Genomic DNA, 25,047 nt, shown 5'->3' with positions numbered 1-25,047 from the left:
TTGATATGGTTTAGTTTATTTTACAGCAAGATCATACGAGTAGAGGTATTCCTCTCTTTTGAACCCCATTTTGTGATAGAGTCCTTGTGCTATGATGTTATTTTTTGCTGTTCTCAATCGAATTAAATCGGAACCTAATTCTTTAGCCAAATCAACAGTTTTTAGAATTAATTGTTCTCCAATTCTTTTTTTTCGGACAGTTGGGTCAACAAATAAATCATTTAAAATCAGTATTTTATGTAACGCTAAAGAAGAGAAGGTGACGTAAATTAAAGTAAATCCGACGGCTTTTTCTTTATCATCGTCATCAAAAGCTAAAAAAATAATAGCTTCGTTATTTTCTAATCGTTCTTTTAAATAGGATTTGTGTTTTTCATAATTGGAGGGTTTTCCATAAAAAACCAAGTATTGATCAAACAATGGCGTCAATTGGTCTAAATCTTGTAAAGTAGCTTTTCGTATCATAACTGTCTATTTTTTAATGGTTGGGTATTAAAAATACAAATTATTATTTAATATTCATCGTCCTCTCCTTTGAAGCGTCCTGTGACTTCGGGATTGGTAAGAATTTTAGCTCATCCAATTGGTGCCCGCATCAGGATTCCATTTGGTAGTCGTTTTCTTTTCTTTGGTAAAAAATCCAATGGCACTTTTTCCTGTAATATCTCCTGAACCAAAACGGGATTCATTCCATCCTCCAAAACCGAAAGGCTCTCGGGGAACAGGAACGCCAATATTAACGCCACACATTCCCGCTGAAGCATTTTCAGTAACATAATTTGCCAAAGCGCCACTTTGTGTAAATACAGAACAGGCATTTCCATAAGGATTTGCATTTTCAAGTGCCAAAGCTTCATCAATCGTGTTAACGCGAACAATAGTAAGTACGGGACCAAATATTTCCTCCTTTGCCACACGCATATCGGCGGTTGCGTAATCTATAATAGTTGGGCCAACATAAAAACCATTTTCCTTTCCGGTAACAATTGTATTGCGACCGTCCAAAAGGATTTTGGCACCTTGTTGTTCGGCTTCCGTGATATAAGACTCAATTCTTTCTTTGGCTGCTTTTGAAATCACGGCGCCCAATGTTGTTCCGCACTGAATTTTATTAGCATCATCGATTAATTTGTCTAAAATAGCACTGCAATTTCCAACAGCTATTAAAGTAGCCGCTGCCATACATCTTTGCCCTGCACAACCACTCATGGAAGCAACTATATTAGAAGAGACCATATCTGGATGCGCATCCGGAAGCAGAATGATATGATTTTTTGCTCCGCCAAGTGCTAAAACTTGTTTCAAATTATGACTTGCTCTTTGATATACTATTTTTGCCACTTTTGTAGAACCTACAAAAGTAATGGCTTTGATATCCGGATGATCACAAAGATTCTCAACAGTTGATTGTGTTCCATTTATAATATTGAATAAACCGTCAGGAAGGCCGGCTTCCTTCAATAATTTTGCTGTATACTGGCTACTAATGGGTACCGCTTCGGATGGTTTCAAAATAAAGGCATTTCCCAATGCGATAGCATTGACAATAGTCCAATGGGGCACCATAGTTGGAAAATTAAAAGGAACAATTGAAGCTACAATTCCCAATGGTAGTTTAGTCGAGGAGCAATAGACTCCTTTACTTACTTCCATATTTTCTCCATTTACAAATTGCGGTAGTGAACAGGCAAATTCAGTCAGTTCAATTGCTTTGTCAATTTCGGTTTTGGCTTCACTATGAGTTTTTCCGTTTTCACGGTAAATAATTTCGGTTAGTTCAGCACTGTTTTGCTCCAGTAATTGTTTGTATTTATAGAAAACCTGTACACGTTCCTTTAAGGTAACTTTTTGCCAGGCTTTTTGTGCTTTTTGCGCAAAACGGATAATCGTATTCAAATCTTCCATTGTGGATTCTTTGAAAGTAGTCAATTCATTTCCATCTAAAGGTGATATAACAGTATGGATTTTGGCAGAGCTTCCTGATCTAAACTCTCCATTTATAAAGTTTTTTACTTCATCAAATGTCATAATTATGCTTTTTTAATTTTTTAAAAATACAAAATTTAGTAAAAATATAACAGTATTTTTTTTATAAATTATAAATATCGTTAGATTTACAAAATAATTACTAATATATTAATTTATTTACAATATGAGTTAGTTGCGATTAAATATGGGTTAATAAATACGATGTTGTTTTTACCATTGAAGCCAACGAAATTTGGATGGAATTAAGGTATGAAAAAATTATTAAACTGACAGTTCTTTCAGAGCGTTGTTAAAAATAGAAAAAAATGAGTGTATTAGATGATGAATTGGATTACCAAATATTGACATTGCTTCAAAAAGACGGGAGAATGTCATTTACCGAAATATCAAAAGAAATTAATGTGGCTGTAAGTACGATACGGCACCGTTACATCAACTTGGTTGAAGATGGGACTTTAAAAATAATAGGAAGGGTAGATCCAAATAAAATTGGTTTCAATGCTTACGCAAGTGTTTTGATTTCAGTCAAGCCAAAATCACATCTGAACACTATCTTTGAAGAATTGACAAAACTGCCCGAAATCAGTTTTTTGGCATCCGTTTCAGGGGACTATGATATAGAAGCCAATGTTATGTGTCGTGATATGGAACATCTGAATGCATTATTGGGAGGCAAAATTCATATTTTGGAAGGTGTTTTCGATACCAAAACAAATATGTATATGAAAATTTATAAATTCGCGCAACCTGATTTGGAATTCGCGAAATTATCAGGCAAGCAAAATGAATAATGCCCTACATTATAAGAGCAACAAAGTAACCTAAACGTTTGTGTAATTTTCAACCCATCCGGTATCGGCTAAAGATGTCAAAATTATTGATGCTGGCGAAAGGGAACTGATTCGTGTGCAGGTGGAATTGGCGTAAATAATGTGGGATATGGGAGTAAATTTTAAATAGAAAATAAAATGATATTCAAATCAATAAATCCATTTTCAGGGGAAATTATAGGGGAACACGAGGTATTGACGAACAGCCAATTGAATCATAAATTGGAATTATCAGAAAATGCTTTTAAGAACTGGCGTATCACGTCTTTTCAGGAAAGAGCTGATAAAATGAAAAAGCTGGCTAACATCTTGAGAGCTAATAAAGAGGAGTTGGGTTTATTGATTACTAGTGAAATGGGTAAAATTATATCCGAAGCAATTAGTGAAGTCGAAAAATCAGCAGGAAATTGTGATTTCTATGCAGCCAATGCAGAAAAAATGCTGAAAGACGAAACATACGATACGCCTTTTACAAGCATGTCGGTTTACGACCCGATGGGTACTGTTTTTGCGATTATGCCTTGGAATTACCCTTTTTGGCAAGTACTCCGTTATGCGGCTCCGGCAATTATGGCGGGTAATGTGACGCTTTTAAAGCATGCTCGAAATGTTATTGGTTGTGCTAAAGCTATCGAAAATGCATTTCTGGAAGCAGGTTTTCCAGAGGGAGTTTTTCAGCAAATAACCATAGATGTTACGCATGTCGAAAGTGTAATCGCTTCCGATATTGTTCATGGAATTACGTTGACTGGTAGCGAAATGACAGGCTCTTCTGTGGCTTCGTTGGCTGGAAAGTATATTAAAAAGTCCGTTATGGAGTTGGGGGGGTCGGATGCATTTATTGTTCTGAATGATGCCGATTTAGAAAAAGCTGCTACTGTTGCTACTCAATCCAGAATGTTAAATGCGGGACAGGCTTGCATTTGCGCCAAACGTTTTATCGTTACCGATAAAGTAGCGGATGAATTTGTGGCCCTTTTTGCCCAAAAAGTAAATGCTTTGAATCAGGGAAATCCGTTACAGGATGGAATCAATATGGGGCCTTTGGCGCGACTGGATTTGGCCGAAAAATTAAGTGGTCAATTAGAAAAATCGCTACAGCAGGGAGCAAAATTGGTACTAGGGGGACAACGAGAGCATTGTAATTTCGAACCCACATTGATTGATTTTGTCGATCCTGGTAATATTGCTTTTCAGGAGGAGACCTTTGGTCCATTGGCAACCATAATTAGAGCCAAGGATGAAATTGATGCTGTCGCGATTGCCAATAACCATAGATATGGGTTGGCTTCGGCTATTTGGACGGAAGATCGTGAAAATGCCTATCGCCTGGCCAGAAAAATTGAAGCTGGAAATGTTTTTATAAATTCATTGGCACGTTCTGATTCCAGAATTCCTTTTGGAGGAATCAAAAAATCAGGCTACGGAAGAGAATTGTCTGAAATTGGTATCAAGGAATTTATGAATATGAAATCGGTAATTATCGAATAATTATAATTAAGAATAAAAATTGAAAATGAAAAAAGCACTATTGATTTTAGCGTTATTAGTAAAAGGTGGTCTGGCATTTGCACAAGAAGCACCAGTTAGTGCGCTTTTCGCCGAACCAGAAACCCCTGAAAGTAAATTTACGGCAGGCGTGGATATCGTCTATCCCTATTTGTGGAGAGGAATTAGATATTATGGCGATAAAATCGCTTTTCAACCGTATCTTTCTTATGCCGTTACAGATAAATTGTCTGTTGGAGTATGGGCAACAACAAACTTTTCTGATGCAGCAGACGCCTACAACGAATTCGATTGGAATATCTCCTATCAATTATCACCGGTTGTCAGCGTAATGTTGAGTGATTATTATTGGCCAGCTACCAAAAAAAATAGGGACTGGGAGCGGAGCAGTTATTTTGATTATTCTGAGGGTTCTGCTCAGACTTTAGATTTTTCGGTACTACTGAACTTTACTGAAAAAGGAGTACCAATTGATTTTCAATGGAGTACTATTGTAGGAGGTAATGATTATAAGTATGATGAGAATGATGAAAGGACTCGGGCCTTTTCTAGTTATGCTGAAATGGGATATACCTGTTCTATTGAAAAAGTGGGTATTGATGTAAGACCTTTTGTTGGAGCAGCAGTTATAAATGGCGGTTATTATGGCGCAGATGCGAACGGAAAAGCAGGCTTTACTTTTACTAATGTAGGTGTAAATGTGGCTAAGGAGTTTAAAATTACCGATAAATTTAGTTTGCCGGTTTTTGTTCGATATACCAATAATGACTACGGAGTTCAAGAATTTGACGCGAATGATAATCGTACTAAAACGGTGAGAAATTTCTTTTCAACGGGTGTTACATTCACTATCAGGTAATTTGAATTCTTGATAGGTTTCCTATAAACCATTTGTAATAAAAAATCGCCCGAAGGCGATTTTTTTACTTTAGAATCTCAATTGGTACACTTCGTCCAAATCTTTTTCCGAACTTATATTTACATTTAAATCAGTTACAAAACCTGAATTCAGTCCATAAACCCAGCCATGTAGCGTTAAATCTTGTCCGTTTTTCCATGCCGCCTGGACAATTGACGTTTTGGCTAAATCAAAAACCTGCTCTTTGACATTGATTTCGACAAAAGCATTGAAGCGGTCCGTCTCATCAGTAATTGAATTTAAATACTGATCGTGTAATCTGTAAACATCTTTTATGTGTCGAATCCAATTGTCAATAATACCAATTGAATCATTCCCCATGGCAGCCTTTATGCCACCACAGCCATAATGGCCACAAACAAGTACATGTTTTACTTTTAAAACATTTACGGCATAATCCAGAACACTCAACATATTCATATCCGTATGGACGACCATATTGGCAATATTTCTATGAACAAATACTTCTCCCGGTTTGGCTCCAACTATTTCGTTTGCCGGAACCCTGCTGTCTGAACAGCCAATCCATAATAATGGGGGTGTTTGTCCTTTGGCTAAATCTTCAAAATAATTCGGATCGTTAGCCAAAGAGGTTTCGACCCATTTTTTGTTGTTATCTAATATTTTTTTATAAAAATCGCTCATTTTTTTGTTTTGTTAAATTTGAATAGTCTCTTTTTTAGTGTTTTAAAATGATTATTAAGGGAAAGAGATTTTGTTAAAAATTAATTACTTAAGAAAATCCTCAGAAAGGATTTCTCTTTGAACTGTTTTTCTTTTCGCCGCATCATAATAATGCTCAAAAGTAACTTTGTTTGGCGTTTCATCACTGTTTTCTAACTGATAAGCTTTTTTAAACCCTCTAAGCTTAACTTTTATATGATCCTCTTTGGCCCTGGTGGTTTTAAATTCATGGATCAAATCAAGAATATCATGGGCAATATAAACCGTATCTGTTGCATCAATAATTACTTTTGAGTTTTCCGGAATGTCATTCAAAGTAGATTTAATTGCCGCTTTATTCAAAAAAGAAACTTCTTGTGCTAAATCAATATGAATGACATCACCATCTGCATATTCTTCTTTTCTAAAATGGTAAGCTCGTTTCAAGTTCCCCTTTAAAACAAATATAATACTGATGATAATTCCCAAAGCCACTCCTTTTAATAAATCGGTAAATACAACGGCCAATAATGTAGCGATGAAGGGTACAAACTGATATTTTCCTTTTTTCCAAAAATGATTAAATGTTGCCGGTTTAGCCAGTTTATATCCTACCAACAGTAATATAGCCGCTAATGTTGCCAATGGAATTTTGTTCAGGATTAATGGAACAGTTACGACACTTACTAATAATAAAGAGCCATGAATGATGGTTGACATTTTAGATTTTGCACCCGAATTACTATTTGCGGACGAACGTACAATTACAGATGTTAATGGTAAACCACCTAAAAGGGAGCTCACCATATTTCCAATTCCTTGAGCTTTAAGTTCTACATTGGTATCGGTATACCGTTTTTGGACGTCCATTCTGTCAGCCGCTTCAATACTTAATAAAGTTTCTATCGAAGCAACAATGGCAATAGTAAAGGCGATAACCCAAACTTTAGAATTTGTAATTCCTGAAAAATTAGGGGTGACAATTATTTGTTTGAATTCTTCCAAAGACGTGGGAACGGGTAGTGAAACTAAATGTTCTTTGGCAATAGCCAAAGAGCTGCCGGCTGATGTAAAAATCTCATTCAAAAGAACACCAACAACTACGGCTACAAGTGCACCGGGAACTAATTTTAATTTTTTCAAAAAAGGAACCTTATCCCAGGCAATCAATATTAGTAATGAAAGTACCGTGATGATTATGGAACCCAATTGGATGTAATTAAAAATGCTCGATAAGGCAGAAAATGTATTGCTTCCTCCCAATTCTAAAAAGGCTTGATCTCCCTCGAAATCACTGTCGTAACCAAAAGCATGGGGCAGTTGTTTAAGAATAATAATAATTCCAATTCCAGCCAACATCCCCTCGATGACATTGGTTGGAAAATAATTTGAAATGGTTCCCGCCTTGATGAATCCCAATGCTAATTGGATTAAACCTGCAATAAAAACTGCCGTTAGAAAAATATCAAAAGCACCTAAATCTGTAATTGCAGTGAGAACAATAGCGGTTAAACCTGCTGCCGGACCCGAGACACTTAAATGGGATTTACTCAAATAACCCACGACGATTCCGCCTATAACACCTGCAATTATTCCCGAAAATAATGGTGCACCAGAAGCCATTGCGATACCCAAACACAATGGAAGCGCCACCAAGAAAACCACTAAACCAGATGCGAAATCGGATTTAAGGTTAGCAAAAAGATTGATTTTTTTTGTCATAATACCTTACTGAAAATTGAATACAAAGAATGGTTCACATTGTTATAATGTGAGAATTGGATTTTAAAATTTTAAAATCAAGATTGTATTAAACCTGGTCGGGTGGGGGAATAAATATAGAAGAAGCAATTATATCGTGCTTGGACAAATTCTCAGATAAAATAAGACTTGAGGTTAGCTCCGATAAATTGATTATTTCATAAGCTATATCAAAATGACAAATTGCTTTAATCTGTTTGTGTAATTGTTCTTCCTCAGAAAAACTATAGGTAATAGAAGTATCACTACTTTTCTGTATCGCACTAACAATTGTTGGTGTTAAAAGAAAAGCAATAAAAACAAACAATAATATTTGTGCGATTAGCTTCATTGCTGCAAAAATAGAATTTAACAAATGAAATCAATACTACTTTATGAAATTTAAAATAAAATTAACATCTGTTCCGCTCATCAAAATGTAGGGAGGTTTGCAGGATCGTATTCTTGGCGCAATTATTATTATGATTTATTGATTGTTATTTGATCCTAAAAAAAAGAATTTCGGTAAAATTCTATTTTTTGCATCGCAAGACGTTTTATTTCTTGCACTTTTAAATAGATCAGAAATTTTTTTGTTTGCAGTTTGATTTTTTTATCAGAAATTGCGTGGTAATATTAGCTTCTTGTTTTGTAGTGTGAAAAGATAATTTAAATTACATTAGCAAAAAAAATAGGGGGGTGTGAAAGTATTTTTAGTGAAAAATAGTTTAAAAAATCATTTTTTATGGAAATATTTAATGAAAATGTATTAAAAAGTAGGGGTCTTTGAATATTTCCATTGTGAATTTTTTAAAATACTTCAATATTAATATTGAATATCTATTATTCGCTATTGATTTTTTGTTATCAATAATTCTTATCAGAAAGAGCTAAAAAAGTAATTATTAATTATTCAAGTAAAATAAAAGTTAATAAATTCGCCAAAAGGAAAAGGTCTTTTACTCGCGGTAAAAGAATAATTTGGACTGTTTTTTTAATAGAACAACTAATTAAAAGTACCGAATTTGAATGTTTATAAGCGTTAAATAAAAATAATAACCAACCGGAATACTAACTAAAACTAAATTAAACATGAAAAAAGCAGTAACTATTTTAGTAATTTTACTAACGACGAGCATGACATTTGCACAAGATACGCCAGCACCAGCAACTACTTTTGGAGGGTCAGCAGATATGTATTACAAATATGATTTTGCTAATTTGGCAGGAAATGGTAAAACTAGTTTTACTAATTCTCACAACTCATTTGAGTTAGGGATGGCTTCTATTGAGGCGTCTCATAAAATGGGGAAAGGATCTGTGTTTGTAGATTTAGGTTTTGGAAATAGAGCCAAAGAATTTACATACAATGATAATGCAAGTTCATTTATGATTAAACAATTGAATTTTACGTATGAATTTTCTGATAAATTTAAAGTTACTGCAGGTAGCTTTGGTACTCACATAGGATATGAGTTGTTGGACGCTGTGGATAATAAAAACTACAGTATGTCTTATGCTTTCACAAACGGACCATTTTTTAATACAGGTGTAAAAGCGCAATATACTACTGGAAAAGTTAGTTTTATGGCTGGAGTAACTAATCCAACGGATTTCAAAACTGCTATTGAAGCGGGTTCTACTCAAAAAACATTCATAGGACAGGTTGCTTATGTTGGTGATTCGGGAAGTATTTATTTTAATGCAACGTCTGGTAGCGCAAATCCTGCAACTACTGTTAATAAAACACAATTCGATATAGTGGCTTCTAAAAAGATTTCTGATAAATTCTCTTTAGGATTCAATGGAACGTATGCTCTAATAAATGATGATGTGACGAGTGCAAACGATGAAAAGTGGTTTGCTTTAATCGGATATGCTAGTTATGCAGCAAAAGACAATCTTAGTTTGGCATACAGATTAGAATATTTTGATGCAACGGATGCTGCGGTAACTCTTTCTGCTTTGGGTGGATCAAGTATAGTAGGGAACACACTTTCACTGAACTACAAAGTTGGTAATTTAACTATTATTCCTGAGGTAAGAGTTGATCTTTCATCAGAGGATATATTTATGGATAGTGATGCACTTCCAACAAGTTCTAATGCATATGTTTTACTTGGAACAACTTATAGTTTTTAATTAACTACAGAAAATAATATTTTTTTTTTTGCTGTCAAGATGCTTTTTAAGTATTTTGGCAGCTTTTTTTATGGAACCAAAGTAAATTTTCACTAATGCAAGTGCGTTTTGGTGAAAAAGTACTGTAATTTGTCTTTGGAAAGACGATGCCCTTACCGTCAAAGTTAGTTCTTCGTCGACGGTTCAAGACAGGTGATAGTAAGGGTTTTTGTGCTGTCTTATTGATAATTTAGGCTGATTTCAGGAAGCATTTTATAATTTATTTGATACAACAGTAGCAGACAAAAAAAAATCGGCTTTTGAATCTTTCAAAAGCCGATCTGCTATATTTTATTTAGAGGTAAAAAATTATTGTTTCATATAAATAGAGTAGATGGTATTCTTAGTGTTTTCATCGATTGTATCGTCGACCTGAGATTGAATATAATGTAACTTGAATGCAGTTACTGCGGCTGAAATATTTTTAGTATCATAGCCTATAATTCGCAATCCCTGTTCGATATTAAAATCTAATGGAGCTGTTTGTAATAATGCATCAGGCCAAATTCCAAAACCTTTTTCAGCTAAAATTTTCCAGGGAAATAAAGCACTGGGGTCTTTTTTTCTGGTTGGAGCAATGTCTGAATGGCCAATGATATTTTGGACAGGAATATTATAATCTTTTTTTAATTTAGTCAGAAGCGCCAGTAAACTGTTTATCTGTAATTCAGTAAACGGTTCTGTACCGTTATTGTCTAACTCAATTCCTATAGAGGATGAATTGATATCAGTATTTTTCCCCCATGAACCAGTGCCGGCATGCCAGGCTCTTAAATAATCATTCAACATCTGAACAACTTTTCCATTATCTGAAATTACATAATGGGAGCTTACTTGTGTTTCTGTTTTTGTAAATGTTTTTACGGTTTGCTGTAAAGAATCTTGAGCAGTATGATGAATAATTATGAAGTTAGGTTTTCGTAAATTAAAATTTACGGTACCTATCCATTCTGTATTAATGCCATTCTGCAAAGGGGTAGACCCCATTTTTGAAATAGAATCCTTAAAAATATGCAATTGTTTTGCGTATAAAGTATCAATGCTTATTGCAGCTTCGGTCACAAAAGGCAAAGGTTGTGATTCTTTAGTTGAAATCTGATCCTTTAATGTTTTGAGTTTTTCGTCATATACTTTCTCACTGGCTTTGTAAGGATTGGTAGAGCAGGATGTAATTATAATGGCCGAAATCAGGCAGTAAAAGGATTTTCTCATATTTTAAATTTCATTTTTATGTACCAAAAATACGAGCTATCTATTTCTTTTTCGATTTTTTTGGATTTTTACTTTCTTCCTTAAGAATCTTATATTTTTCTTTTTGATCATCATTCAGTAACTCCACAATCTTTCTTTCGGTGTTTTCGTTGAGTATTTTGATGTCTTGCATCTGATCGCTTTGATTGGTATCCTGTTTTAGGATTACTCCCTGGCGTTTTATGCTTTCAATCAGAATATTCGATATGGCAATTTCTTGAAGCGCATCAAGCGTAAGTGTGGGTTTTATTTTCTCCATGATTTTCCCTACAGTCTCTTCAACAGGAATTTCTTTTGGTTTTTCCTGACTTCTGCCTTGGTCCATGCTGCTATTCATACGACCGCTTCCATAGCCATTTCCGCCGTAACCGCCATAACCACCTCCACCGTATCCATTTCCATATTGTGCGGAAATAGTGTTACTGGCTAATAACATAAATGCACCCACTACAAATGACTGAACTATTTTCATATTAAATGTTTTAAAAAGGTTTTCAAAAACTATATTATAAATCTAAGCGGGCTCACCATACAAATCAAATTCTGTAGCCTCGATAATTTTTATCATTACAAATTCCCCTGTTTTTACATAATGTTTAGAAGCATCAATAAGAACTTCATTATCAACATCCGGGCTGTCAAATTCAGTACGGCCCACAAAATGACCACCTTCTTTTCTGTCGATGATGCATTTAAATGTTTGTCCTACTTTTTCTTGGTTCAAATCCCAGGAAATTTGAGATTGTAATTCCATAATTTCATTGGCTCGCTCCTGTTTTACTGTATCCGGAACATTATCTTCTAATAAATACGCATGCGTGTTTTCTTCATGGGAATAAGCAAAACAACCCATTCTGTCAAATTTCATTTCTTGAACAAAATCTTTCAATATGTTGAAATCCTCTTGTGTTTCTCCAGGATATCCTACAATTAAAGTCGTACGAATGGCCATTCCGGGAACTGCTTCACGGAAATCTTTTAATAATTTTGTTGTTTTTTCCTGAGTTGTTCCGCGACGCATCGATTTTAAAATAGAATCTGAAATATGTTGCAACGGAATATCGATATAATTACAAATCTTAGGTTCGCGTTTCATGATTTCCAGAACGTCCATTGGAAAACCGGTAGGAAAGGCATAGTGCAAACGAATCCATTCAATTCCTTCTACTTTTACCAAAGCTTCCAATAATTCTCCAAGATTTCTCTTTTTGTAAAGATCCAGACCGTAATACGTCAAATCCTGAGCGATCAAAATCAATTCCTTTACGCCATTTTTAGCTAAACCTTCCGCTTCTTTCACCAATTTTTCAATAGTTTGTGAAACGTTTTTTCCTCGCATTAATGGAATTGCACAAAAACTGCAAGGTCGGTCGCAGCCTTCGGAAATTTTTAAATACGCATAATTTTTAGGTGTTGTAGTCAAGCGCTCTCCCAATAGTTCATGCTTATAATCAGCTCCCAAAGCTTTCAATAATTGTGGTAGCTCGGTAGTGCCAAAAAACTGATCCACATTTGGAATCTCTTTTTCTAAATCAGGTCGGTAACGTTCTGACAAACATCCGGTAACAAATACTTTGTCAACTAAGCCTCTTTCTTTTTTATCAGCATACTCTAAAATCATGTTTACTGATTCTGCCTTAGCGTTATCAATAAATCCACAGGTATTTATAACAATAATATTTCCTTCTTCAGCTTCCGGTGCTTCATGCGTGACATCTTTCCCGCTTGCGCGAAGCTGTCCCATAAGCACTTCACTGTCATATACATTTTTCGAACACCCAAGAGTGATCACGTTGATTTTATTCTTTTTTAAAGACTTCGTTCTCATAGCATTATAGTCCCGATAATTTGGGAATTTTGCAAAATTACAATTTTTATTTTTAGGACCATAAATCTTTGTGTATTTTATGAAGCTGGTCCTGCGGCAGGTTGCAATCTTTCGAAAAAAAATCAAGAAGATTTCACTGCTATCAGCGCTAAAAAAAATCCGTTCCCTGTAATGAAACGGAGTTAGTCATTTTTTTTCTTTTTTTTCTTTTTTTTCTTTTTACTTTGAGAAATTACAATTCAAATAATAGTGTCAAAGAAACATTGTTATTGATAGTATTTATTTTAGCACCATCTGTAAGTCCTTGGTTGAAAAAACCCTGTTGAGAATTTCTTTCTGAAGATGAATACGATAAATCTACTTTAGTTGAACCAAAATTATATCCTAAACCTCCTGAATATCCCGTTAAATCACCTACAGTTGTTTTGTTTTTATAAGGGCTTTGTTCGTAACGGTATCCTGCTCTTAAACTCAATTGATCGATTTTGTATTCGGCGCCCACCCTCACTTCATTGGTTTTATCCAAAACAGAATTCATGTAGCTGTTTACATCACGGAAATAAGAATCATTTTCTGGTTTGAATTTTGTATTGCTGTAATCTTTCATCGCATAATCAATGCTTATCAGCCCCGATTTACCAAAAACATACGCAAAACTTCCGGTAAGTTTGCTTGGTGTTTGTAATTTGTAAGGTTCGTAGTAATTCGTAACTTGAGGATCGACAACATCATTGGTATCAGGTAGGTTTGTTGCGCTACTCACGGCAACTAATCTTTGTGAGAACTCGTCACTTAAATGGTACCAGGTAGATGATTCATAGGCTAGTCCTAAACGAACTTCGTTGGTGATTTTAGCAATAGCACCCACTTGGAATGAAAATCCTGTTCCATAAGTATAAAGTTCGTTGTCAAAACGTAAATTAGTCACGGTATACTTCGAAGTTAATGGAGCGCTGTTCTCTTCGTAAAAACTAGAGGATTGTCTGTAATCTGTAAAATGAGAGTTTAAATTAACACCTATATATAATTGGTCTTTGTAAGATGTAGCAGCATTAAAAGATAGTTTTCCATTATAACCATTTGAACTAACCGTATTTTCATGATAATAATTTCCCCCTGCAGGTACATTTGAACTGTATTGCGTATTATTTGGATCGTTGGTGTCAGGGTTGATAATATAGCCTTGATATCCTAAATAAGCTTGTTGTGCCCCATGATCTAAATTTCCATAGCTAGAGTTTTCTAATACATCTAATGGGACTCCGTTGGCAAAACTTAGAAAATAATTATCAACTGAATTGTTTGGATTGGTTCCCGCAGAAAATAACGAATTGTTGAAATTATTGATATTGTCATAATTCACTCCCACTGAAAACTTTTTCCAGTTGCTATTTGTGTTTCTGTTCTTGAAAACAAAAACACCTCCAGCTTGATTTAAATCAAATGAATTCTCTTTCCCAGTGGTTTCTGTGCCAAAATAGCTGGAATTATTTTTCGTGTTGTAACTGCTCAAAGTCATGCCTATTTGGTTATTTGAAAAAACAGCCGAACCTGCAGGATTTATATTCAAAGAAGATAAATCCCCACCAAGCGCTCCAAAAGCGCCGCCCATGGCTCTGAAACGTGCTGTTCCATTCAAATTGTCCTGCGCATATCGCATTGCGTCTGTTATTTCTTGTGACTGTGCAGCACCAAAAGTGAAGCCGGTTATTAGTAGGAATAAGTATTTTTTCATTTTTATTTCAGGTAAGTTTTAGTTTTTTATTCAAAATAGATGTAAAAGTTATCTTCTTCCGCTGCCGCCAGATGATCTTCCGCCACCGCCACCGCCACCACCATAGCTGGAACCACTTGAGGTCGGGCTATATGATCTGGAAGTTGAAGAATTACTGTCGCTTCTTGGGCTTGGTGTGTAAGATCTTGCAGTGTTGTTGCTTTCGCTTCGATAGTTGTTTGTGCTTGTTCTTCGGTTAGAATTGCTGAAAGTATTGTTTTGATTTCTTGTAAAGGTAGGACTTGTTCTGGTGCTATTATAAGTGGAATTTCTATAGTTTGATCCTCTGTAACTATTGGTTTCATTTTGGGAGTAATCTCTAGAGCTTCTGCTGGTATAGTTTCTGCTGCCATTTACGCTATTGGAATGGGAGGAACCTCTTCTGCTTGGATTGTAAGAGTAATTATTGTTATAATACCCATGGCTATACCCATATCCATAATTAGAATATCCGTACCCAAATCCGAATCCAAATCCATAATAGGGATAATCCCAGCCAAAACTAGAAAAGTCATAACCATAATGAGGGTAGCCGTAGCCATAACCATAATAGGGATAACCATAGCCGTAATTTGCATAACCATAATAAGGATATCCCATTCCGTATCCTAAAGAAAGCCCCCAGTAATTAGGCGATACATTTATTATGGTTTCACGGGAATTACTTCCCCATCCGCCATAATTTTTATTGGTGCCTTGGATGCTATCGTTATAGGTATTGTAGCTATCCACATCAGTAAAAATTTCGGAAGATTGATTGCCGTCCTGTAAAGAGCCAAAATAATTTTTGTAGTAATTATTTGGGTTGTTTTGAGTCTCTCTTTCAATGGTTTTGCGGTTTGTATTTCCATAAATTCCATCCCCGTCGTAGTAAGAGCTATTTTGATAGGAGCCGCATGAGGTTAACAGAATGCTCAAAAAACCAACCACATAATAAATTGATGTGTTTTTGAGGGAAAAAGTACTAGTTTTCATATCTATGGGGTTTTTTATTGTTGGACAATACAAAAATAGTTAGTTTTGCGGAACTATTTAGTTAAAATTATTAAAACAAAATTTGTGCCAAACTATTCAATATGAGTAAGAACTTAACTACAAGATCAGAAGATTATTCAAAATGGTATAACGAGTTGGTTGTAAAAGCCGATTTAGCCGAAAATTCAGGAGTTAGAGGCTGTATGGTAATCAAGCCGTACGGTTATGCAATATGGGAAAAAATGCAAGCGGAGCTGGATCGAATGTTTAAAGAAACGGGGCATCAAAATGCTTATTTTCCTTTATTTGTTCCAAAAAGTATGTTCGAAGCAGAAGAGAAAAATGCGGAAGGATTTGCAAAAGAATGTGCTATTGTAACTCATTATAGATTGAAAAATGATCCGGATAGGCCAGGAAAACTCATGGTAGACCCTAATGCAAAACTGGAAGAGGAATTGATTGTTCGTCCAACCAGTGAAGCTATTATTTGGTCAACCTACAAAGGTTGGGTGCAGTCCTATAGAGATTTGCCTTTGTTGATTAATCAATGGGCAAATGTTGTACGATGGGAAATGAGAACAAGATTGTTTTTACGTACTGCAGAATTTTTATGGCAAGAAGGGCATACTGCTCACGCTACGAAAGCGGAAGCTATTGAAGAATCTGAAAAAATGATGCATGTATATGCTGAATTTGCAGAGAATTTTATGGCAATACCGGTAATTAAAGGTTTTAAAACTGAAACGGAACGTTTCGCTGGAGCTGAGGAGACCTATTGCATTGAGGCTTTAATGCAGGATGGAAAAGCATTGCAGGCCGGAACGTCTCACTTTTTAGGACAAAACTTTGCTAAAGCATTTGATGTTAAATTTGCTAATGCCGAAGGAAAGCAAGAGCATGTTTGGGGGACTTCATGGGGGGTTTCTACGCGATTAATGGGAGCTTTAGTGATGACGCATTCAGATGATAAAGGATTGGTTTTACCGCCAAATTTGGCACCTATACAAGTGGTAATTGTTCCAATTCACAAAACGGACGAACAATTGCAGGAAATATCAACTGTCGTTGCTGATTTAGTTTCTCAATTGAGGGAATTAAAAATTGCGGTTAAATACGATGACAGAACCACGCAAAAACCAGGTTTCAAATTCAATGAATATGAATTGAAAGGGGTGCCTATTAGAATTGCAGTTGGTCCTAAAGATTTAGAGAATGGTACTTTTGAAGTGGCAAGAAGAGATACTTTGACTAAAGAGATTGTTTCTAAAGATGGAATTGTAACTTATATCAGCGATTTATTGGCGCAAATTCAAATTGATTTGTTCGAAAAGGCTTTAAATTATCGCAACACCCATATTACCGAAGTAAATAGTTTTGATGAATTCAAACAAGTTTTGGATACTAAAGGAGGCTTTGTATCAGCTCATTGGGATGGAACTGCTGCGACTGAAGAGAAGATTAAAGACTTGACTAAAGCTACCATCAGATGCATCCCTTTAGATAGAGTAGAAGAGGCGGGAAGCTGTGTTTTTACTGGGAAAAGCTCGGTAGGAAGAGTGTTGTTTGCAAAGGCATATTAAAAAAAAATAATTTTTTTTGCATCTACTATTGTGCGTTTCAAAAATAGTTGTATTTTTGCATCCGCATTAGAGAAGCAGGGCCCGTTCGTCTATCGGTTAGGACGCATGGTTTTCATCCATGTAAGAGCGGTTCGATTCCGCTACGGGCTACTATTTTTTTTGCATGTTAAAGTTTTCCTGAACTTAGAGGGAAAAAGGGCCCGTTCGTCTATCGGTTAGGACGCATGGTTTTCATCCATGTAAGAGCGGTTCGATTCCGCTACGGGCTACAATTTCAATTTAGATTGATAAAAACTTAGGAGGGTAATGGTCCGTTCGTCTAGGGGTTAGGACGCCAAGATTTCGTCTTGGTAACAGGGGTTCGATTCCCTTACGGACTACAAAAAAATAGTAAAAGATAAAAAAGCAATAAAATGGCAAATCATAAATCAGCTCTAAAGAGAATCAGAAGTAACGAAAAGAGAAGAGTATTAAACAGATACCAACACAAAACTACTCGTAATGCTATTAAAGCGTTAAGAATAGCTACTGATAAAGTAGATGCTACTTCTAAATTGTCAAGTGTAATATCTATGATTGATAAATTAGCTAAGAAAAATATCATTCATGATAACAAAGCTTCTAATTTAAAGTCTAAATTAACGAAACATGTTGCTAAATTGTAATTAGTACAATTTTTCAAAATATACATAAAAAAAGCTCTCAATTTATTGAGAGCTTTTTTTATGTATCTATAGTTTATATTTTGTTTTTTAGGTATTCAAGCATTGATGTGGTTATAGGCTTTGATAGAAAATCAATGACCATAGTATAGGATTTTGCTTTTTCTAAGTCTTCAGGGTCTATTGTGGAAGAAAGAACGACTACTTTTATAGTGTTGAATTCTGAATACTCGCTGGTAGTAAAAATATCTAAAAACTCCCACCCTCCCATTACTGGCATGTTTAAATCTAAAAAGATTAATTGAGGATGATTTGACTTGCTTTCAGCGTCAGCGTTAATCTGTTTTAGTTTATTAAAGTAATCAAGTGCTTCTTCTCCGTTTTGAGAAGTAATTATTTCATTTGAAAAAGATGCTTTGGTGATTACTTTTTTGCATAACATAAGTGTTATGGGGTCGTCGTCAACGCATAAAATTTGATCTAACATTATTGTTTGTTTTTAAATGTTAATGTGAATGTAGTTCCTTTGTTTACCTCACTTTCAATACTAATCGTTCCTCCCATGGTTTCAACCTGAGATTTTACGAGATATAAGCCCAGTCCTTTGCTGTCAGGATAATTGTGGAATCTCTGGTAGAGTCCAAAAACTTTGTCTCTGTTCCTTTCTAAATCGATGCCTATTCCGTTGTCTTTGAATATTAGATAAACAGTGTCGTCAACTTCATTAGCGTTAATTGTTATTTTAAGCTTTCTATTTTCAGATTTGTATTTTATAGCATTGGTCAATAGGTTTAATAGTATGCTTTCTATGTAGGCTTTGTTTGTATTGAAAACAGAAACTTTTTCGAAATTAAGTTTAATTATTGGTTTATACAATTCAATTTGAAAACTGAGTTGATTAAAAACGTTTTCAAAGATATCTTTTAAAAGTACGGCTTCTTTTTGAATAGAAGGATTGTCCTTAATGATAATTACTTTTACTAAGTCATTAATTGTTTCGTTTAATAAATGCGTTGATTTATTAAAACCATTTAGAATTTCTTTTAATTCCTGATTCTCTATAGGGATGTCTTCGATTAAGTTTAAAAGACCGGTCAGGTTAGATAATGGTGCTCTAAGATTATGAGAAGTAATGTAAGAAAATTGTTTTAAGTCTTTATTGTTTTGTGTTAATTCTCGGATAAGCTGCTCTTTTTCCTTTTCTTGTTTCTTTTCTTCAGAAACATCTCTTTGGATTGAAATCCAGTGTGAAAGTTCATTTTCTGAATTGTATATAGGGATCATAGAAAAGCGAACCCAATATTCTTCTTTGCTTTTTTTATAGCTAATGGTCTCAATTAAACACTCTTCCTTGTTTTTTAAAGCGGTAATTAATTTTTTGTACTCTTGTTTATCGGAATTGGGGCCTTTAAAAAGATTGGGGGTTTTTCCAATAATTTCTTCAGATTTATACCCGGACATGATAGTAAAAGCGGGATTGACATAAATTATTTTTGGAATTCGGGCGTTGTTAAAATTGGCTTCGGTTATAATTATGGAATCTTTGGATTGGGTAATTACGGTTTCTAATAGTTTAAGTCTTTGTTCTTCTTCTTTTTGTTTTGTTATGTCTTGTATTGCTCCAATCATTCTTATGGCTTTTCCGTCTTCGTCCTTAAGAAGAAATCCTCTGTCAAGAACGTATTTGTAGGAGTTGTCAGCGCATCTAAATCGATACTGATCTTGCCATTTTTCTGTTTTTTGTTCTATGAATGAATAGAGTTTGATAGACATCTTAATACTGTCTTCAGGATGGATTTTATCAAACCACCACGTTGAGCTATCGCCTACCTGATCTTCTTTGTAACCAAAAACCGTTTCAATTCCTTTGTTCCACGATAAGTTGTCTTCCTGTATTTTCCAATCCCAAATGGTGTCACTTGTTGCTTTTGCTACGATGTCATATTTTTCATTCGACTCCTTAATTTCGTCATTTGTATTCTTTAATCTTTCAAAAATGGTTATATTTCTATTGTCATTTTTTGATAAAATAAATTTATAAGTTATACCTGTCAGGCAAATAAATAATAAATCTTTTATAAAGTTATAGTATTGGTAATTAATATTGTGGCCGTCATTTTTAAATAATTTATGGTAAACAATAGCCATAAATATGGAGATAAGGATATAGGTAAAGGTTATTTGATTGGTTTTGTTTTTCATTACTCAAATATAATTAAATAATGTTTAATTATTAAACATCATATGAAACTTATTTTTAAGCTTTATTTATTAAGTCTTTTTGGATCTAAAAGGTTAAGAATAGGTAAACTATTGCATAAATATTTTTTATGTCAAAATAAAGTGTACCTTTGCACCCATTAAAAATCACAGATGGAATCTATTAGAAACATTGCAATTATTGCCCACGTCGATCACGGTAAAACAACTTTGGTTGATAAAATTATGTATCACTGTCAGTTATTTCGTGACAACGAAAACACAGGTGACTTAATCCTTGATAACAACGACTTAGAGCGTGAAAGAGGTATCACTATTACTTCTAAAAATGTTTCTGTAGTTTACAAAGGAACAAAAATCAACATTATTGATACTCCTGGTCACGCCGATTTTGGTGGTGAGGTAGAACGTGTATTGAACATGGCTGATGGAGTTTGTCTACTTGTAGATGCTTTTGAAGGTCCAATGCCTCAAACTCGTTTTGTGCTTCAAAAAGCACTAGATCTTGGTTTGAAACCATGCGTAGTTATTAATAAAGTTGATAAAGAAAACTGTACTCCTGAAGAAGTTCATGAAAAAGTTTTTGACTTAATGTTTGAATTAGGTGCTACTGAAGAACAATTGGATTTTCCAACAGTATATGGTTCTGCTAAAAATAACTGGATGTCATATGACTTTAATGTTATGACTGAAAACATTGAACCACTATTGGATATGGTTATTAAAAATGTACCAGCTCCTAAAGTATCAGAAGGAACTCCTCAAATGTTAATTACATCTTTAGATTTCTCAGCATTTACAGGTCGTATTGCTATTGGTCGTTTGGAAAGAGGTATTTTAAATGAAGGAATGCCAATCTCATTAGTAAAAAGAGATGGTAAAATAATAAAATCCAGAATTAAAGAACTTCATACTTTTGAAGGACTTGGACGTAAGAAAGTAGAACAAGTAATTGCAGGAGATATCTGTGCGATCATTGGGGTTGAAGGTTTTGAGATTGGAGATACTATCGCTGATTTTGAAAACCCGGAAGCTTTACAAACAATTGCTATTGACGAACCAACAATGAGTATGTTGTTTACAATTAATGACTCTCCTTTCTTTGGTAAAGAGGGTAAATTTGTAACTTCTCGTCATATTAGAGACCGTTTGACAAAAGAATTAGAGAAAAACTTAGCGATGAAATTGGGTGAAACTGATTCAGCTGATAAGTTTATGGTTTTTGGTCGTGGTGTACTTCACTTGTCTGTTCTTATTGAAACGATGAGAAGAGAAGGGTATGAATTACAAATTGGTCAACCACAAGTTATTATCAAAGAAATTGATGGTAAAAAATGTGAGCCAATTGAGGAATTAACTATTGACTTACCAGAAAATCTTTCAGGTAGAGCAGTAGAGTTTGTTTCTATCCGTAAAGGAGAAATGTTAAGCATGGAAGCCAAAGGAGAGCGTATGATCATAAAATTCAACATTCCATCACGTGGAATCATTGGATTGCGTAACCAATTGCTTACGGCTACTGCAGGTGAGGCTATCATGTCACACCGTTACATAGGGTACGAGCCTTTCAAAGGAGATATTCCTGGACGTAACAACGGTTCATTGATCTCTATGGAAAATGGAAAAGCTATTCCTTATTCTATCGACAAATTGCAAGATCGTGGTAAATTCTTCGTTAATCCTAATGATGAAATTTATGAAGGTCAAGTAATTGGAGAGAACTCTCGCAGCGATGATATGTGTGTTAACGTGACTAAAATGAAAAAACAATCTAATGTTCGTTCATCTGGAAATGATGAAAAGGCAAGGATTATTCCTCCAATTATTTTCTCTCTTGAGGAAGCGTTAGAATACATTCAAAAAGATGAATATGTAGAGGTTACACCAAAATCTATTCGTTTGAGAAAAATATATTTGACTGAAACTGATAGAAAAAGATTTAAATTCTAATTTTATTTTTTTAATAAATATAAAAGCCATTTGTTTATTCAAATGGCTTTTTTTATGGTTTCGTTTTAGCTGTTTATCCGTTTTTTATGCATTGAAGTGGCATGAATTATGTGGAATGACTACAAATCTCCAAATAATGGAGTACGAATATGAGATTTGAAGGTCGTATCAAAAACGCTATCGCTTTAAACTAAAATGCCCTTTAGCTTCTCTACCATCTTCTAATTTTATGGTGAACCAATAATCATCTGCCGGTAATGGTTCTTTGTGAAAGGTACCATCCCAACCCGGGCTTGATGGCGATAATTGTCGGAGTAATTTTCCATAGCGGTCAAAAACGTATATAACTGCATTTTTGTAAAAAATGGTATCTATTCCTCTTAAGTTCCAATGATCGTTATATCCATCACCGTTTGGAGTAAAGAATTTTGGTGCATCTAATACTGCGAAACTTTTCATTATTTGGCCACATCCGTCATTGTTTTCAGCTATCAATTCATGAAAGCCACCTGGTACATTTTCAAAAATGGTTGAACTTTGAAAAGGGGTTTCACTGCTGTTTTGAAACCGAATCATATATTTATAATCACCTGGATTTGTTGCTTCAATGATTACCTGGTTTATTGGCTGTAGATCGTGTACTATTATGTTGTTTATTCTTGCTAAATAGGAAAGCTTTACAATGTTTTTTCGCGTGGTGAAACAACCTGATTTGTTTTTTACAACAACGTTATATTCCCCTTGTTTGTTTACCAATATCGTGGGGCTTGTTTCACCGGTTGACCATAAATAAGTGTAGTCACTGATGCGTGCCGGAGCCAAAATTCCGGCATCCAGTACTAAAGAAGGATTTGTAAGTCCTTCGCATAGAATTAGGTTTTCTAAAACATTGATTTTTGGAGCGGGTTCCACTATAATTTCAAATTCTCCAGTTCCATAACACCCTTCATTATTTTCAGCTCGTAGAAATATTGTTTTGGAAACTGATACATACCGTGCTTCAAGCTCATTTTCTCCCAATGAAGCATCAACTGCTGTAGCATAAAAAAAGAGGCGAACATCGGGAGGTAAATTCAATTCGGTTTTTATTAAGTCTTTTTTTTCTTCTAAATCAAACAATCCTTTCCCCTCGCCAAGATCACATTCGTGCATTGCTTCGGGTAGTATTGTAATACTTTTAGTAGCATGTAAAATTACGCTTCCTATACTATAGCAGTCAGAGTTGGGTTGAGTAACTTTTGCAAATAGCATTTCATCAGGAATACTGTTGCGGTAATTTATAGGAATTGACAAAGTATTATGACTATCATTTTCGGCATCGCTAACACTATAATAGTAATGTACTTCAAAGTCTTTTTGGCCTAAAGTTATTGGTTCATTGGCTAGAGCCAAATTGAACAGCGCTAATCCATCGGTAGGGGAGCTGTCTTGTGTATCGCATTGAATTAATTTGTAGGGTGTTGAAAGTATTTTGGGAACCTCATAAATAGTAATTGTTTTTTCAAGAGGCTCTTTATCTTCTCCATCTACTGTTTTTATTAAAGTTGCTTTATAATCTCCAGCTTTTGGGTAAGTATGATATGTATCTCTGTTGGTAGAGGTTGTCCCATCTCCAAAATCCCAAAGCACAGCATCTATTTTTTCAACAGAATTAGTGTAAAAATGTGTAGCTTGTCCTACACAATTAAACTCATAACTAAAAGCATACAGAAATAAAGAGGTGATAAAGGGAGGTAATCCTAATTTAGCTGTTTTTCTGGCCAAATCAATTTCATTTTGTAAAAAATTACAATTTGATCCGTCTAATTCCGGATTGTTTATTACCGATAATTTATTACTGCCATCAGTGAGAACGGCATATCCGGAGCGATATATTTTTTCATCAAGAGCTAATTGTAACGCCCCTGCCACATTAGTAGAGGAATTTATTGTTGTATTTGAAGCAATAATGTTAGCGCTTTTAAGATCGAATTGAATCAATGAACTTCCCAAAGAAACCCCTCCTGGATCAAATCGGTTGACGGTCACATATAGTTTTTTTGATTTTGCTGAAAACTCTACACCATAAGGATTGGTTCCGTTTAGAATTGAAAGTCCATTGCTTACTTTTCCTGTTGCTGCATCAAAATCAAAAAGCCAAACATTACCAGTATTTCTTCTGACTTCGTTCTTTGGTCCTAATTCATCGTTTGGCTTTACTGACGAATTTGCTATAGCTATTTTTTTTCCATTTGGGGATGTTTTTAAATATCCTATCGCATTAGAAATATAGCCACCTGTGGGTACGTTTAAAGGTGTAGTGGTTTGTACTGGTTTTTTGTCGACTCCCTGCGTACTTATTTTAAAGGAATAAAAAGTGCTTTTAAAATGGGTAATTACCCAAAAAGAAATACCGTCACTGTGTTGTACGGCCGTAATTTTTTCGGAACATTTAAATTTTACCTCTTCATCATTATTGGTATCATAGGTTATAAGATGTATGTTTTTTTCTTTGGTGGAAATATCTCCTAAACCATTATTTAATCTTAAATCGACTAAGGAATAATTTAATCCATTATTTGGTGGGTCTTCATTATTTAAGGGATTATCATCTACATTTTTAGGATTGGGTTGATCTACTGTAAATATATAGTACAAATTGGGGTTGCTCGGTTTTGGAACAATAATAGCGGACTGTGTGCTTGAGTTGTGACCTAATAAACCGTATCCATTAGGCATTACCTGATGTGATTTGTCATATACTATGGAACCATCAGTATAAAAAAGGAGGTTCCCATTTTTGTCAGAAATAGTGGTACATCCTTCTGAAGTATTCAATTGACCATTTGTTAAAGCAACGGGGCTTCCGGAATTAAAATCCAAACCAGCTTGTTCCCCAAAGTACCAATTTGCCGCTTCTTTTTGAGCAAAAGCAGGCACCGCCATTATAAAAAGGATGAGGGCTAAAAATGGACTATATTTCATGTTTATTATAAA

At 34.8% G+C, this 25,047-nt stretch carries 20 protein-coding genes and 3 tRNA genes; 10 read left to right on the top strand and 13 right to left on the bottom strand.

Annotated elements, in window-relative coordinates:
• Positions 1-15 precede the first annotated feature (15 nt).
• Both ACNQGH_RS06225 and ACNQGH_RS06220 read right to left on the bottom strand, forming a co-directional pair.
• A complete protein-coding gene (locus ACNQGH_RS06225; RefSeq protein WP_417955121.1) occupies positions 16-465 on the bottom strand; it encodes a GNAT family N-acetyltransferase in 450 nt (149 codons plus the stop codon).
• Between the two features lie 105 nt (positions 466-570).
• Positions 571-2,028 carry a CoA-acylating methylmalonate-semialdehyde dehydrogenase gene (locus ACNQGH_RS06220; RefSeq protein ID WP_417955120.1) on the bottom strand — a complete coding sequence of 486 codons (1,458 nt, stop codon included), beginning with the start codon at positions 2,026-2,028 and terminating at the stop codon, positions 571-573.
• A 266-nt stretch (positions 2,029-2,294) separates the two neighbouring features.
• On the opposite strand from ACNQGH_RS06220, the gene ACNQGH_RS06215 reads away from it, so the two are divergent.
• The 3 genes from ACNQGH_RS06215 (at position 2,295) to ACNQGH_RS06205 (ending at position 5,187) form a co-directional block, all read left to right on the top strand.
• Positions 2,295-2,780 (top strand): Lrp/AsnC family transcriptional regulator, encoded by a 486-nt coding sequence (locus tag ACNQGH_RS06215; protein ID WP_417955119.1) that lies wholly within the window; start codon positions 2,295-2,297, stop codon positions 2,778-2,780.
• A 177-nt stretch (positions 2,781-2,957) separates the two neighbouring features.
• Positions 2,958-4,310 (top strand): NAD-dependent succinate-semialdehyde dehydrogenase, encoded by a 1,353-nt coding sequence (locus tag ACNQGH_RS06210; protein WP_417955118.1) that lies wholly within the window; start codon positions 2,958-2,960, stop codon positions 4,308-4,310.
• 25 nt (positions 4,311-4,335) lie between these two features.
• Positions 4,336-5,187 (top strand): TorF family putative porin, encoded by an 852-nt coding sequence (locus ACNQGH_RS06205; protein ID WP_417955117.1) that lies wholly within the window; start codon positions 4,336-4,338, stop codon positions 5,185-5,187.
• Between the two features lie 69 nt (positions 5,188-5,256).
• Here ACNQGH_RS06205 and can read toward each other — a convergent pair whose 3' ends face one another.
• The 3 genes from can to ACNQGH_RS06190 all read right to left on the bottom strand — a co-directional run bounded on the left by can (position 5,257) and on the right by ACNQGH_RS06190 (position 8,002).
• Positions 5,257-5,892: a carbonate dehydratase gene (gene can / locus ACNQGH_RS06200; RefSeq protein ID WP_417955116.1), complete on the bottom strand. Its 636-nt coding sequence runs from the start codon at positions 5,890-5,892 to the stop codon at positions 5,257-5,259.
• An 84-nt stretch (positions 5,893-5,976) separates the two neighbouring features.
• Positions 5,977-7,632 (bottom strand): SulP family inorganic anion transporter, encoded by a 1,656-nt coding sequence (locus tag ACNQGH_RS06195; protein ID WP_417955115.1) that lies wholly within the window; start codon positions 7,630-7,632, stop codon positions 5,977-5,979.
• Positions 7,633-7,720: 88 nt separating this feature from the next.
• Positions 7,721-8,002, bottom strand: coding sequence for a hypothetical protein (locus ACNQGH_RS06190; protein ID WP_417955114.1), 282 nt, complete (start codon positions 8,000-8,002; stop codon positions 7,721-7,723).
• 740 nt (positions 8,003-8,742) lie between these two features.
• Here ACNQGH_RS06190 and ACNQGH_RS06185 point away from each other — a divergent pair.
• Positions 8,743-9,792, top strand: a complete 1,050-nt coding sequence (locus tag ACNQGH_RS06185) for an outer membrane beta-barrel protein (RefSeq protein WP_417955113.1) — start codon at positions 8,743-8,745, stop codon at positions 9,790-9,792.
• Between the two features lie 348 nt (positions 9,793-10,140).
• On the opposite strand, the gene ACNQGH_RS06180 is transcribed toward ACNQGH_RS06185, so the two are convergent.
• From ACNQGH_RS06180 to ACNQGH_RS06160, 5 genes are all read right to left on the bottom strand, one after another.
• Positions 10,141-11,043, bottom strand: a complete 903-nt coding sequence (locus tag ACNQGH_RS06180; protein WP_417955112.1) for an N-acetylmuramoyl-L-alanine amidase — start codon at positions 11,041-11,043, stop codon at positions 10,141-10,143.
• A gap of 40 nt (positions 11,044-11,083) precedes the next feature.
• On the bottom strand, positions 11,084-11,554 hold the full coding sequence (locus ACNQGH_RS06175) for a hypothetical protein (protein ID WP_417955111.1): 471 nt from the start codon (positions 11,552-11,554) through the stop codon (positions 11,084-11,086).
• Positions 11,555-11,596: 42 nt separating this feature from the next.
• The gene (rimO, locus tag ACNQGH_RS06170; RefSeq protein ID WP_417955110.1) at positions 11,597-12,910 is read right to left on the bottom strand and encodes a 30S ribosomal protein S12 methylthiotransferase RimO; all 1,314 of its coding nucleotides are present in this window, start codon (positions 12,908-12,910) and stop codon (positions 11,597-11,599) included.
• 232 nt (positions 12,911-13,142) lie between these two features.
• A complete protein-coding gene (locus tag ACNQGH_RS06165) occupies positions 13,143-14,645 on the bottom strand; it encodes an OmpP1/FadL family transporter (protein ID WP_417955109.1) in 1,503 nt (500 codons plus the stop codon).
• A gap of 48 nt (positions 14,646-14,693) precedes the next feature.
• Entirely contained in the window at positions 14,694-15,659 is a 966-nt protein-coding gene (locus ACNQGH_RS06160; RefSeq protein ID WP_417955108.1) for a hypothetical protein, read from the bottom strand.
• A gap of 101 nt (positions 15,660-15,760) precedes the next feature.
• On the opposite strand from ACNQGH_RS06160, the gene proS reads away from it, so the two are divergent.
• From proS to rpsT, 5 genes are all read left to right on the top strand, one after another.
• Positions 15,761-17,239 carry a proline--tRNA ligase gene (proS, locus tag ACNQGH_RS06155; protein WP_417955107.1) on the top strand — a complete coding sequence of 493 codons (1,479 nt, stop codon included), beginning with the start codon at positions 15,761-15,763 and terminating at the stop codon, positions 17,237-17,239.
• A 78-nt stretch (positions 17,240-17,317) separates the two neighbouring features.
• A tRNA-Glu gene (locus tag ACNQGH_RS06150) sits at positions 17,318-17,389 on the top strand.
• A 47-nt stretch (positions 17,390-17,436) separates the two neighbouring features.
• Positions 17,437-17,508 (top strand) — tRNA-Glu (locus tag ACNQGH_RS06145).
• Between the two features lie 39 nt (positions 17,509-17,547).
• Positions 17,548-17,619: transfer RNA gene (locus tag ACNQGH_RS06140), tRNA-Glu, on the top strand.
• Positions 17,620-17,652: 33 nt separating this feature from the next.
• Complete coding sequence (gene rpsT / locus ACNQGH_RS06135) at positions 17,653-17,904, top strand: 30S ribosomal protein S20 (protein ID WP_039109573.1); 252 nt, start codon at positions 17,653-17,655, stop codon at positions 17,902-17,904.
• A gap of 73 nt (positions 17,905-17,977) precedes the next feature.
• Here the strand turns inward: rpsT and ACNQGH_RS06130 are convergent, their stop codons facing one another.
• Positions 17,978-18,388, bottom strand: coding sequence for a response regulator (locus tag ACNQGH_RS06130; protein ID WP_417955106.1), 411 nt, complete (start codon positions 18,386-18,388; stop codon positions 17,978-17,980).
• Positions 18,388-20,103 (bottom strand): PAS domain-containing sensor histidine kinase, encoded by a 1,716-nt coding sequence (locus ACNQGH_RS06125; protein WP_417955105.1) that lies wholly within the window; start codon positions 20,101-20,103, stop codon positions 18,388-18,390. Before ACNQGH_RS06125 ends, ACNQGH_RS06130 begins: the two co-directional genes overlap by 1 nt.
• A gap of 171 nt (positions 20,104-20,274) precedes the next feature.
• On the opposite strand from ACNQGH_RS06125, the gene typA reads away from it, so the two are divergent.
• Positions 20,275-22,071: a translational GTPase TypA gene (typA, locus tag ACNQGH_RS06120; RefSeq protein WP_417955104.1), complete on the top strand. Its 1,797-nt coding sequence runs from the start codon at positions 20,275-20,277 to the stop codon at positions 22,069-22,071.
• A gap of 177 nt (positions 22,072-22,248) precedes the next feature.
• Here typA and ACNQGH_RS06115 read toward each other — a convergent pair whose 3' ends face one another.
• Positions 22,249-25,035, bottom strand: coding sequence for a T9SS type B sorting domain-containing protein (locus tag ACNQGH_RS06115; protein ID WP_417955103.1), 2,787 nt, complete (start codon positions 25,033-25,035; stop codon positions 22,249-22,251).
• Positions 25,036-25,047: the final 12 nt, after the last annotated feature.

The sequence above is a fragment of the Flavobacterium kochi genome, from assembly GCF_048286715.1.
Classification (GTDB): Bacteria; Bacteroidota; Bacteroidia; order Flavobacteriales; family Flavobacteriaceae; genus Flavobacterium.
Note: the sequence above shows the minus strand (reverse complement) of the source record. Positions and strands in the feature narration are given on the sequence as shown.

Coding starts and splice junctions, on each gene's coding strand:
- rpsT (WP_039109573.1), top strand. CDS start 17,653: ATGGCAAATCATAAATCAGCTCTAAAGAGAATCAGAAGTAACGAAAAG.
- proS (WP_417955107.1), top strand. CDS start 15,761: ATGAGTAAGAACTTAACTACAAGATCAGAAGATTATTCAAAATGGTAT.
- rimO (WP_417955110.1), bottom strand. CDS start 12,910: ATGAGAACGAAGTCTTTAAAAAAGAATAAAATCAACGTGATCACTCTT.
- ACNQGH_RS06215 (WP_417955119.1), top strand. CDS start 2,295: ATGAGTGTATTAGATGATGAATTGGATTACCAAATATTGACATTGCTT.
- ACNQGH_RS06195 (WP_417955115.1), bottom strand. CDS start 7,632: ATGACAAAAAAAATCAATCTTTTTGCTAACCTTAAATCCGATTTCGCA.
- ACNQGH_RS06130 (WP_417955106.1), bottom strand. CDS start 18,388: ATGTTAGATCAAATTTTATGCGTTGACGACGACCCCATAACACTTATG.
- can (WP_417955116.1), bottom strand. CDS start 5,892: ATGAGCGATTTTTATAAAAAAATATTAGATAACAACAAAAAATGGGTC.
- typA (WP_417955104.1), top strand. CDS start 20,275: ATGGAATCTATTAGAAACATTGCAATTATTGCCCACGTCGATCACGGT.
- ACNQGH_RS06180 (WP_417955112.1), bottom strand. CDS start 11,043: ATGAGAAAATCCTTTTACTGCCTGATTTCGGCCATTATAATTACATCC.
- ACNQGH_RS06175 (WP_417955111.1), bottom strand. CDS start 11,554: ATGAAAATAGTTCAGTCATTTGTAGTGGGTGCATTTATGTTATTAGCC.
- ACNQGH_RS06165 (WP_417955109.1), bottom strand. CDS start 14,645: ATGAAAAAATACTTATTCCTACTAATAACCGGCTTCACTTTTGGTGCT.
- ACNQGH_RS06115 (WP_417955103.1), bottom strand. CDS start 25,035: ATGAAATATAGTCCATTTTTAGCCCTCATCCTTTTTATAATGGCGGTG.
- ACNQGH_RS06185 (WP_417955113.1), top strand. CDS start 8,743: ATGAAAAAAGCAGTAACTATTTTAGTAATTTTACTAACGACGAGCATG.
- ACNQGH_RS06160 (WP_417955108.1), bottom strand. CDS start 15,659: ATGAAAACTAGTACTTTTTCCCTCAAAAACACATCAATTTATTATGTG.
- ACNQGH_RS06190 (WP_417955114.1), bottom strand. CDS start 8,002: ATGAAGCTAATCGCACAAATATTATTGTTTGTTTTTATTGCTTTTCTT.
- ACNQGH_RS06205 (WP_417955117.1), top strand. CDS start 4,336: ATGAAAAAAGCACTATTGATTTTAGCGTTATTAGTAAAAGGTGGTCTG.
- ACNQGH_RS06125 (WP_417955105.1), bottom strand. CDS start 20,103: ATGAAAAACAAAACCAATCAAATAACCTTTACCTATATCCTTATCTCC.
- ACNQGH_RS06225 (WP_417955121.1), bottom strand. CDS start 465: ATGATACGAAAAGCTACTTTACAAGATTTAGACCAATTGACGCCATTG.
- ACNQGH_RS06220 (WP_417955120.1), bottom strand. CDS start 2,028: ATGACATTTGATGAAGTAAAAAACTTTATAAATGGAGAGTTTAGATCA.
- ACNQGH_RS06210 (WP_417955118.1), top strand. CDS start 2,958: ATGATATTCAAATCAATAAATCCATTTTCAGGGGAAATTATAGGGGAA.